A 9,680-nucleotide genomic window follows, 5' to 3' on the forward strand; every position below is an offset into this window, starting at 1 on the left:
ACGGATGCGACCATCCCTTTCTGTTTTGTGACGTTTTAAAAGGTCTGTTCGAAGTTGCGGAGATAAAATTTTATTCATAGAGCTATACTTGACATAGTTTATGAGAGAATGCACGGAAAATCATGTAAGAGGGGTATATTCGCAAAGCTCGCACAGCAGATATCCCCTCATTAAGAGGAGCAAACGAAGCCAAAACAATGATAAAATCGAAAATATTCCAGCCAACAGTAAAATATTTCCAGCCAAATGCAAAAATGCGTAACGCAAGCTCGAAAGCGAAAAACCATAATACAGACAAGTGAACAAATTCTAAAAATTCGGATAAAGATGCCCTAAGGCTGGGGGTTGTATCGATAGCAAGTACCGCCACGTTGATCATCGTTATTACACCAATGACCCAATGCATTGACCGACTTTCAAGTATTTTTTGAAGTTTTTCACGAACATTATCTATCTGAATGCGCATAATCTTACTCTTTTTTCATGTCTAATTTCTGACACTGTTTTTTAATCATGTCATTGTCATTAGGCGTGATCAAGAATTTAATTTTTCTGAAAATTAGGACTTTTTTAACGAAATTTTGTCATATGATTTTCAATCATAGTCGAAAAATAAACAGGAGCCTCCTGCGTTGGATAATGACCGGGATTTCGAATTGTGGCAAGTTCGGTATGCGACTTCAGCCTTGCAAAGCAATTGTTTTGACCGTTTCTGTTGCTGTATCAATTTTTGATATTGTCCCGTCTAACCGGTTTGCTATATAAATCGTTTTTCCATCCGGCGTCATCGCGATACCAAAGGGGCTTTTTCCAATCGAAATTTTGTGTGATTTAAAGGACCCATCGTCGGTCTCGATAACGGACAGGGTATCATCACCATTGTTGACAACATACAGACGGTCACCCTTTGGTGAAATAACAATACCACGGGCAGAGGGGCCGACAGGAATCGACGCCCCAACAACTTTACGTGTCGTCAGGTCTAGAACAGAAATATTATTGTTGCCACGATTAACGACGTACCCCTTTTTATGGACAAGATCAATAGCGATAGCCCCGGGCTTTCGATCAACGGCAATCGTTCCAACTGTTGTTTTTAGTGTTGGATCGAGGATGGAAACAGAGTCCCCACCATAATTAACCACATACAAATACTCCCCGTCTGATGCGATATCTATCGGAAGGAACCCAACTTGTATAGCGGGGGTTAGCGCACGTTCATTCTGTCCCTCTTTTTCCTCTGTCAAATTAATAACGGAAACGATGGAATCATAGTTATTGACAACATAGGCCTCTGTTTTTGTGGATGAGATAAATAGTGCCCTTGGTCTTTCCCCAACACTTATGTGTCCCTTGTTTATGCAATAGCTCGATAAATCAATCGATGCAATTCTGTCCCTATCTTTTAGAACGACATACGCTTTCTTTCCATCGGCAGAAAAAGTGATATGCTTTGGTCCCCCATTGAACTTGAGTGTTTTAATGACTTTTTCCGTGGTTAAATCAATGGCAATTACGTTGCCTTTGGCCGTATCTATGCATAATGCTTGCTTCCCATCAGGATGAATAAAAATGTTTGACAGCTTTAAGGGTGATTTTTTCTTTTGCTCATCCTCTTTTTTGTCTTCTTCTATTTTAGCTGGCGGGGGGACATCTCCTAAGTTTTTAAGATGCTTTATTGTGCTTTGAAAAAGGCGCGATAGCCAATTTGTACCTTGCTTCGGGAGCATGGAAATTCCCTTTGGCCCAGATGGAATTGGGATGATCTTGTCTAAAAAGCACTGGTGTTCAGTATCAAAAACAACAACGGTATTATCGCTAACCTTTGTCAGATAGAGTTCTGGGCCGTTGGGGTTTATAACCATTTCTGAATATCCACCCCCGTTTCCGACGGTGCTTTTTATGGTTTTCTTTGTTTCCAAATCGATAATGGTCAGGTCGCTATCGTCACGACTGACGACATAGAGAGTTCTTCCGTCCTTTGTAATGGCAACCGATGTTGGGTGAGGTCTGACGGGAATGCTTTCGACAGACTGGTTGGTAAGATGAATCAACGAAACAGTCCCGGTGCCAAAATTGGCAACACAGGCATATTTTCCATCTTTTGTGATATCGATAGAGCGTGGAAATAATCCAACGGGAATTGACGTTCCAATCGTGGTTTTTTTATCAACATCAATCACGGATACAGATGAATCCCCAAAATTGGTCACGTAAGCTTTTTTGTTGTCAGGGGAGATCTGGATGCTCCAGGGGCTTGAGCCAACAGAAATATCCCGACAGGCAAGCGTTTTGGTAGCTAAATCGATAACGGAAACCGAATTATCACAAAGGTTCGCAACAAGAGCATATTTCCCATTGGATGTAGCGGCAATGGCCCACGGAATCTGCCCAACTTTTATGGGGTTCCCAAGGGCTGCTCCTGTGGCCAGATTAATGACGGAAACCGTATTGTCATAACTGTTAACAACATAAGCGGTTGCGCCGTCGTTTGTAACGGCCACGGCGCGCGGTCGGGACCCAACAGAGATTGGTTTTCCAACTGTTCCATTGGCTAAATCAACCTTGAGAACCGCGTCCATTTCCAGAAGAGTAACGATGCAAGAGTCTGCCCTGACATCTGAATAAAATAACGATGTCAATAATAGTGCTACAAATAAAGAAAACGTACCTTGGTAAGAATTATCTTTTATTATATTGTGCATCAGTTTTCCCGGAACCATTTAATATTAATTCTTAACTTCGACCAAAGAACTTAGTAACATTATTTTGTATGAAATACAAGAAGTTCGTGATGCTTTTCTCAAGAATTCACCTCAGGGTTGCATTAGGAAAAAAAGAAACGCGAGAACTGCGTGGACAAGGAAGGTCCAACAGATCCCATTCTAAAACCGCAACGCCTCCACAGGATCAAGGCGTGCCGCACGCCAAGCCGGGTAAATTGTTGCCAAAAACGACAATGATAATGCCATGCTGATAACGGTCATTACTTCGTGCCAATCAATCTTAACGGGCAGTTGGGACAAGAAATAAATTTCAGCATTAAACAATTCTGTTCCGGTTAAGCCCTGCAGGAACTGACGGATAGATTCGATATTAAAGGCAAAGCCCAACCCCAGGATCACGCCAACCATGGTGCCGATAAACCCAATGGCGGCCCCAGTTAAGAAAAAAATACGCATCATTGATCGTCTGCTGGCCCCCATGGTGCGCAGAATCGCGATATCCCGGGTTTTATCCTTGACCAACATGATCAGGCTGGAAATGATGTTGAATGACGCAATCAAAATAATCAGCGTTAAAATTAGAAACATCACATTGCGTTCCACCTGAACGGCCTGGAAAATATGGGAATCCCCATGTTGCCAATCAAGGACACGAACCCCATTACCGACCGTTTGTTGAATGGTGTGCGCCAGGTGCCCCGCCAGTTCTGGGTGCGTCGAAAAAACTTCCAGATGACTGACCTGTCCTGGCAGCTTGAACAAGGTTTGGGCAATCGGCATGGGCATAAAAACAATATTTTTGTCAAATTCATGCATTCCAATTTCAAAAATCCCCTTAACATGAAATGATTTTTGTTTTGGTAGCGTCCCAAAGGCCGTGGCGTTCCCCTCTGGGATCAGCATGACCAGGCGATCCCCTGCATTGATGTGCATGGAATCGGCCATCCGCCGACCAATAAAAACGCTATCCCCCTCAAAATTATCTATGGACCCAACCTTGATGTTGCTTGAAATAAGTGTCCTGTGTTGCAGATCAGATTGCGTAATGCCATACACCGAAACGCCGCGGGCTTGTGACCTGAATGAAATGATGGCCTGCCGGTCAATCATGGGATAGGCGATCTCAACCCCTGGAATTTTTTGCACCAAATCAACCATATTTTGATAGTCGTTTATGGGGGCTTGAATGCCGTATACCATTACGTGGCCACGCATGCCAATGATGCGGGTCAATAATTCCGTTCGAAAGCCATTCATGACGGACATCACAATAATTAATGTGGCCACGCCCAGGGCAATCCCAATAAAGGAAAAACCGGCAATAACGGAAATAAACCCTTCCTGACGCGGAGAGCGCAGGTACCGATAGGCGATGAGGCGTTCAAAAATGGTAAATATTTTTAGTCTCCGTAAAAACTCAAGACATCATGAAAATTAACTGGGAAATTCCAGAATTGAATTCTATACTCAATTCCACCGAAGATCACCTATAAAGAATAATTTTACCTATCAACAAGATAAAAAAATTTACAATGACAGACAGCACCCCCCATCCACTTGAGCAAGAAATCCAATACATTTTTGCGGATAAATCCTTGCTCCAGGCGGCCTTGACACATTCCAGCATTTATCGGAAAGGTGCCCGCCACAAGGGGAGCGATTTCGAGAGGCTTGAATTTCTGGGCGATCGTGTCCTTGGGATTGTCATTGCGGAATTTTTATATCAAAAGTATCCAAAGGAAACCGAGGGGGATCTAGCCAAACGCCAAGCCGTTTTGGTGTCCCGTGATGTTTGCAACCGTATTGCGGAAATCATCGACCTGCGGACCCATTTGCTTTATACGCAGGCGGAAAATTTTTCGATAAATTCAGCAATTCTGGCCAATGCTATGGAGGCACTTCTTGGGGCGATTTATCTGGATCGGGGACTAAGGCCCTGTCAGGATTTCATCATACGACTGTGGCAATCATTGGATCTGGATAACGCCCGACCGCCAAGAGATGCTAAAACAGAATTACAAGAATGGGCGCAGTCAAAGAATAGGGGTGTTCCCATTTATAAGGTCCTGGATTGTTCGGGCCCTGATCATTCGCCCATCTTTCGTATTGCCGCCTGCGTTGATAAAATGCCTGAATCCATCGGATCTGGTGCATCGAAACGCCAAGCAGAACAACAGGCGGCCTTAAATCTTTTAACCCTCATTAAAACAGGAAATCAAAAATGACAGATACAATAAAACGATGTGGCTTTATCGCTATCGTGGGTGAGGCCAATGCCGGAAAATCAACATTAGTTAACCAGATTGTGGGTAGCAAGGTATCGATTGTGACCCCAAAAATTCAGACTACACGGCGAAAGATCTTGGGGCTTGTGATCAAAAATGACACACAGCTGATTTTAATGGATACCCCTGGGATTTTTGAGAATGAACGTCACCGTATGGATCAAGCCATGGTCAGGTCCGCCTATAGTGCGGCATCGGATGGGGATTATACGGTTTTGTTGATTGATGTGACAAAAAAGAATTTCGATGCCAGTCATCGTATTGTCGAACGCCTTGGTCAAAAGCATCCCCTGATTTTGGTCCTTAATAAGATCGATCTGGTGGAGCCATCCTATTTATTGAGAATCGCGGAAGAATTCGCCCGATATCCACAAATCACGAATACATTCATGATATCAGCCTTGACCAGCGATGGCGTATCCGATTTGGTTGATTTCTTGTGTAAGTTGGTGCCCGAGGGTCCATGGATGTATCCAGAAGATCAATTATCGGATTTGCCGATGCGCCTGTGGGCATCCGAAATAACACGGGAACAGCTGGTGTTGCAATTGGAGCACGAGCTGCCATACGAGGTGTTTGTTGAAACCGAATCATGGGAAACATTCAAAAATGGCAGCGTCAAGGTGAATCAAGTTATTATTGCTGCACGTGACAGCCAAAAGGCCATTGTCCTGGGGAAGGGTGGTCAGCAAATTAAAAAAATCAGCCAGCGGGCCCGAACGGAAATGGAAACGCACCTGGGGCATCCTGTGCATTTATTTTTGTTTGTAAAGGTCCGGGAGAATTGGATGGAAAAGCCGTCGAGCCTAAGGGATGCTGGTATCCTTGATGAATGATGGGTTTTGAGTTCTCTTTTAGCAAGGTGGGTCGAGGGGAAACACGGGGGATTTCCTGTCGCTTAATTTATCACCCTCGTCATTTACCCGGACAAAATCAACGTTTTGTTAACCTTCGTTGTCCATACTGAAAGACATAGAAACAAATGATTTCAAAGTTTGCCTTTCATCACTATGGACAACACCATCCACATACTCCAACCGCACACACCCGTATCCTATCCCACGAATGAATGGGCGCGGGTTGGAACGTACTATAAGCACAAGAAAACAATAACGGCCATTTTGATCAGTACGACTGCATCAGCATTAATCTTGGCAGGTTTTGGTGGAATCATTGCGGCGCATATCATTTCACCCCAGGGGATCGAATCCTGGAAACAATTCCCGTGGATGATTGTGCCCGTGTGGGGGGTTCTTTCTTCGGCATTATCAACGCTTGTTTTCTATGGGGCCACAGCGATCAAAAAACGCATCACCAATTTCCCGTTGATTTGCCTGTTCAGGCGAAATCGCTAGCCTTTCTTGCCATCGTGAATAACAACCTCATCCTCATAAGCGAAATTGAGGATAAGCCGAACGCGCTCCTCGAGCATGTCTTGGTCAATGCTTTCAGGCTTAAGCAGGTAAACTTGTCGTTCTAGCGTTTCTTTTTGCGATTGTAAATCGAATAAAACTTTTTCTTCGGCCTCTATTGTTTGCCGAAAACGCAGCCATGACAAAATCCCTCTGTCTCCCTGAAAAATGTGATACACGAAATAGGTCAACACCGTCAATGCTAATAAAGGGGCCAGGATTTGCTTGGCACGAATACCCCCAAGCTTGCTAAGCTGGGGGGAAATCCGAAATGGGAATCTACTCACCAAAAATGGCCATTTCGCCAAGTTCCTCGGCAATGCGAATTAATTGATTGTACTTGGCCACGCGATCAGACCGACACAAGGATCCGGTTTTAATTTGTCCTGCATTAACGGCGACGGCCAAATCGGCAATCGTTGTATCCTCGGTCTCGCCAGATCGGTGGGAAATGATGGTGCGATACCCCGCCTTTTGCGCAGTTTGAATGGTATCCAATGTTTCGGTCAGTGTACCGATTTGGTTGGGCTTGATCAAAATCGCATTTGCCGCCTTGCATTGAATGCCGTGCAACAAACGATCGCGGTTTGTCACAAACAAATCATCGCCCACGATTTGGATTTTATCCCCCAAAACTGCGGTCATGTGGGTCCAGCCGGCCCAGTCTTCCTCTGCCAGGCCATCCTCGATCGAAATCAGCGGATAATCATTGATTAATTTTTGATAATAGTCGACCATTTGTTCGGCTGTATAAGTGTGCCCTTCGATCTTATAGGTGCCATTATGATACAATTCATTTGCCGCTACATCCAGCGCCAGGTGGAAATCTTCCCCTGGTGCGTATCCAGCCTTTGTAATCGCTTGCATGATGAAATCAAGCGCCTGACGTGAGCTTTGCAAAGCTGGAGCCAGCCCCCCCTCGTCACCGACATTTGTATTCAATCCTGCTTTTTTCAGAATGGTTTTTAATGTATGAAAAACTTCTGCCCCCATACGAACCGCTGTGGCGATGTCGCCGGCTGATGTTGGGATGATCATGAATTCTTGGATATCAATCGGGTTATCCGCATGTGCCCCGCCATTCAGAATATTCATCATTGGCATCGGTATGGTGCAGGCATTAATCCCGCCGATATACCGGTACAATGGCACCTCAGCAGCCTTGGCTGACGCCTTGGCCACGGCCAGGCTAACCGCTAGGGTCGCATTCGCCCCCAAGCGTGATTTATTGTCGGTACCATCCAATTGCGTTAAAATGGCATCCATCATACGTTGATTGTCGGCGTCCAAGCCAACCAGTGTTTCAAAAATCTCGGTCTCTATTGTATCAACGACTGTCAAAACTCCCTTGCCATTGTATCGGCTTGCATCGGCATCACGACGTTCGACGGCTTCAAAGCTGCCCGTTGACGCGCCGGATGGAACCGCCGCCCGGCCAAGGCTACCACACTCTAAAACGACATCGACTTCGACGGTTGGATTGCCGCGTGAATCTAAAATTTCACGGGCCAGGATATGGGCTATTTCGGACAATGGAAACTCCTATGGATGATAATTATAATGACAAACCATCGTATCCCAAACAGAGCTTTGGGCAAAATGAAAAATACTGTTGATCTTTTTATGTTGGCAGCCTATAAAATAGAGAGTCACTCTAAAAAGTGGCCGGGTGGCAGAGTGGTCATGCAGAGGACTGCAAATCCTTGTACGTCGGTTCGATTCCGGCCTCGGCCTCCATTCCATAAGCGCAATGCGCGGCGGCAATTCTCTTTCGTGATAGGGAGCCGCCAAAAAAATCCACCATAAATATTATCAATTTGTTAATAAGTTGATGTTATAGTCAGAATATAGAAACACACCTATATTTTGTATTGGATTGTTAAATGCGCAACAGCATTATTCACCGACTTGTTTTTAACGAGTTTTTTCCTATAATAATAGCCGCTTCCGCCCTATGTAGTACCTTTGTATTCTATCAAATCTTTTCTTTTGCCCCTAATGCCTATACAATTCCCATTTGTTTATTGCTTTCCTACTTTATTGTTTCCCCGTGTATGGTTGCATTTATTATTGTTATTTTTAGAATTCTTGGGTTTCAATCCCCTGTTATTTTTGAGATCCCCATAAAATGGAAACAAATAAAAGAAGAATTTTCATGCTACCCAATCAAAATAGCTGTAAACATTATTCTTGGTTTTTGTTTATTGCCATTTATACACTATGATCCGGCCTATAATTTATCCGCACGGGTTATTTTGGAATTTGTGGGACTTGTTGTTTTGATGGATACCTGGTTTTTTTGGATACATCTTTTGATGCATAAATCGAAATTTTTGTATAAATGGGCCCATCATCAGCATCACAAAAGCATCGTGATGTCCGGTCTTTCAAGTCTGTCGCTTTCTATGCTCGAGGATATTATCTTATTGGGCGGTTGGTTGGGTCTGTTTGTTGCGTTTGATTCCCTGTTTGGATTGAGTTTCATAGGATGCATTGCGGCATTAACATTTATGTTTATTTGTAATGCCGCTGCGCACATTAATCTTGAGCTGAATATTATGACCAATAATCCCGATCTCATAGACAAAACACACATTTCTCGATCACTTATTACGTCCTGCACGGCACATGCATTGCACCATGCGCGCTTTAATGAAAATTATGGGTTTTATTTTACGTGCTGGGATCGCCTTATGGGAACCCTGTCAAAGGATTATGATGCTGTTTATCGTCGCGTTTTAAAAAGACAGCCGATGACCAATATCCATGAACGCATCATAGAAGATGGGAATCCGGATCAGCCGTGATCTATGATTTCTGTTGCGTATCGTGTCCCAGGGTAGACTCTCCCGGTATAAGGTGCATAATCAGTTTAATCATAATCTCTTTCTCGTGGGGTTGGCTTTGGGCTACCAAAAGAGCTAAAGCCACAAGCATGGAGGCTGTTATGGGATCAAGGGGGATTTGATGCGCCTTTAGATACAAAAGAAATAACAGACACCCTATTCGCTTGTTGCCATCGATAAAGGGATGGTTTTTGATCACGAAGTAGAGGAGATGAGCTGCTCTCTCACGGGTGGAGGGATACAAAAGCTGGCCGCCAAACGTCTGGTGGATGGACCCTAGAATGGAGCTTACCATAGCGCCTTGATCCTCTTGGCCCCCCTGACTCCCTTGTTCCCGTAATCGGCCAAACAAATCCGAGGCTTCTGCTTTAATCATCAGATCTTGCTTTAAGGAACGGATAGCGTCCTCTA

The 9,680-nt window shown here is 44.3% G+C and carries 10 protein-coding genes and 1 tRNA gene; 5 read left to right on the forward strand and 6 right to left on the reverse strand.

The features are described from left to right. Positions 1–82 precede the first annotated feature (82 nt). The 3 genes from NTX76_00645 to NTX76_00655 form a co-directional block, all read right to left on the reverse strand. Positions 83–466, reverse strand: a complete 384-nt coding sequence (locus NTX76_00645; GenBank protein ID MCX7337778.1) for an ion transporter — start codon at positions 464–466, stop codon at positions 83–85. A gap of 214 nt (positions 467–680) precedes the next feature. Next, complete coding sequence (locus NTX76_00650; protein MCX7337779.1) at positions 681–2,705, reverse strand: YncE family protein; 2,025 nt, start codon at positions 2,703–2,705, stop codon at positions 681–683. A gap of 180 nt (positions 2,706–2,885) precedes the next feature. Then, on the reverse strand, positions 2,886–4,124 hold the full coding sequence (locus tag NTX76_00655; GenBank protein MCX7337780.1) for a lipoprotein-releasing ABC transporter permease subunit: 1,239 nt from the start codon (positions 4,122–4,124) through the stop codon (positions 2,886–2,888). Positions 4,125–4,258: 134 nt separating this feature from the next. On the opposite strand from NTX76_00655, the gene rnc reads away from it, so the two are divergent. From rnc to NTX76_00670, 3 genes are all read left to right on the forward strand, one after another. Further along, positions 4,259–4,951 carry a ribonuclease III gene (rnc, locus tag NTX76_00660; GenBank protein MCX7337781.1) on the forward strand — a complete coding sequence of 231 codons (693 nt, stop codon included), beginning with the start codon at positions 4,259–4,261 and terminating at the stop codon, positions 4,949–4,951. After that, a complete protein-coding gene (era, locus tag NTX76_00665) occupies positions 4,948–5,847 on the forward strand; it encodes a GTPase Era (GenBank protein ID MCX7337782.1) in 900 nt (299 codons plus the stop codon). Before rnc ends, era begins: the two co-directional genes overlap by 4 nt. Positions 5,848–6,021: 174 nt before the next feature. Next, the gene (locus NTX76_00670) at positions 6,022–6,366 is read left to right on the forward strand and encodes a hypothetical protein (GenBank protein ID MCX7337783.1); all 345 of its coding nucleotides are present in this window, start codon (positions 6,022–6,024) and stop codon (positions 6,364–6,366) included. Here NTX76_00670 and NTX76_00675 read toward each other — a convergent pair. Both NTX76_00675 and eno read right to left on the reverse strand, forming a co-directional pair. After that, positions 6,363–6,710: a septum formation initiator family protein gene (locus tag NTX76_00675; protein ID MCX7337784.1), complete on the reverse strand. Its 348-nt coding sequence runs from the start codon at positions 6,708–6,710 to the stop codon at positions 6,363–6,365. The genes NTX76_00670 and NTX76_00675 overlap by 4 nt on opposite strands. Then, positions 6,703–7,956, reverse strand: a complete 1,254-nt coding sequence (eno, locus tag NTX76_00680; protein ID MCX7337785.1) for a phosphopyruvate hydratase — start codon at positions 7,954–7,956, stop codon at positions 6,703–6,705. The genes NTX76_00675 and eno overlap by 8 nt, the downstream gene beginning before the upstream one ends. 130 nt (positions 7,957–8,086) lie before the next feature. On the opposite strand from eno, the gene NTX76_00685 reads away from it, so the two are divergent. Then, positions 8,087–8,160, forward strand: a tRNA-Cys gene (locus NTX76_00685). A 317-nt stretch (positions 8,161–8,477) separates the two neighbouring features. Then, on the forward strand, positions 8,478–9,230 hold the full coding sequence (locus NTX76_00690; GenBank protein ID MCX7337786.1) for a sterol desaturase family protein: 753 nt from the start codon (positions 8,478–8,480) through the stop codon (positions 9,228–9,230). A gap of 1 nt (position 9,231) precedes the next feature. Here the strand turns inward: NTX76_00690 and NTX76_00695 are convergent. Then, the coding region (locus tag NTX76_00695) for a Fic family protein (protein ID MCX7337787.1) at positions 9,232–9,680 on the reverse strand (449 nt) is incomplete at its 5' end.

This window comes from Alphaproteobacteria bacterium (assembly GCA_026400645.1).
In the GTDB taxonomy this organism is placed as follows: Bacteria; Pseudomonadota; Alphaproteobacteria; order Paracaedibacterales; family CAIULA01; genus JAPLOP01.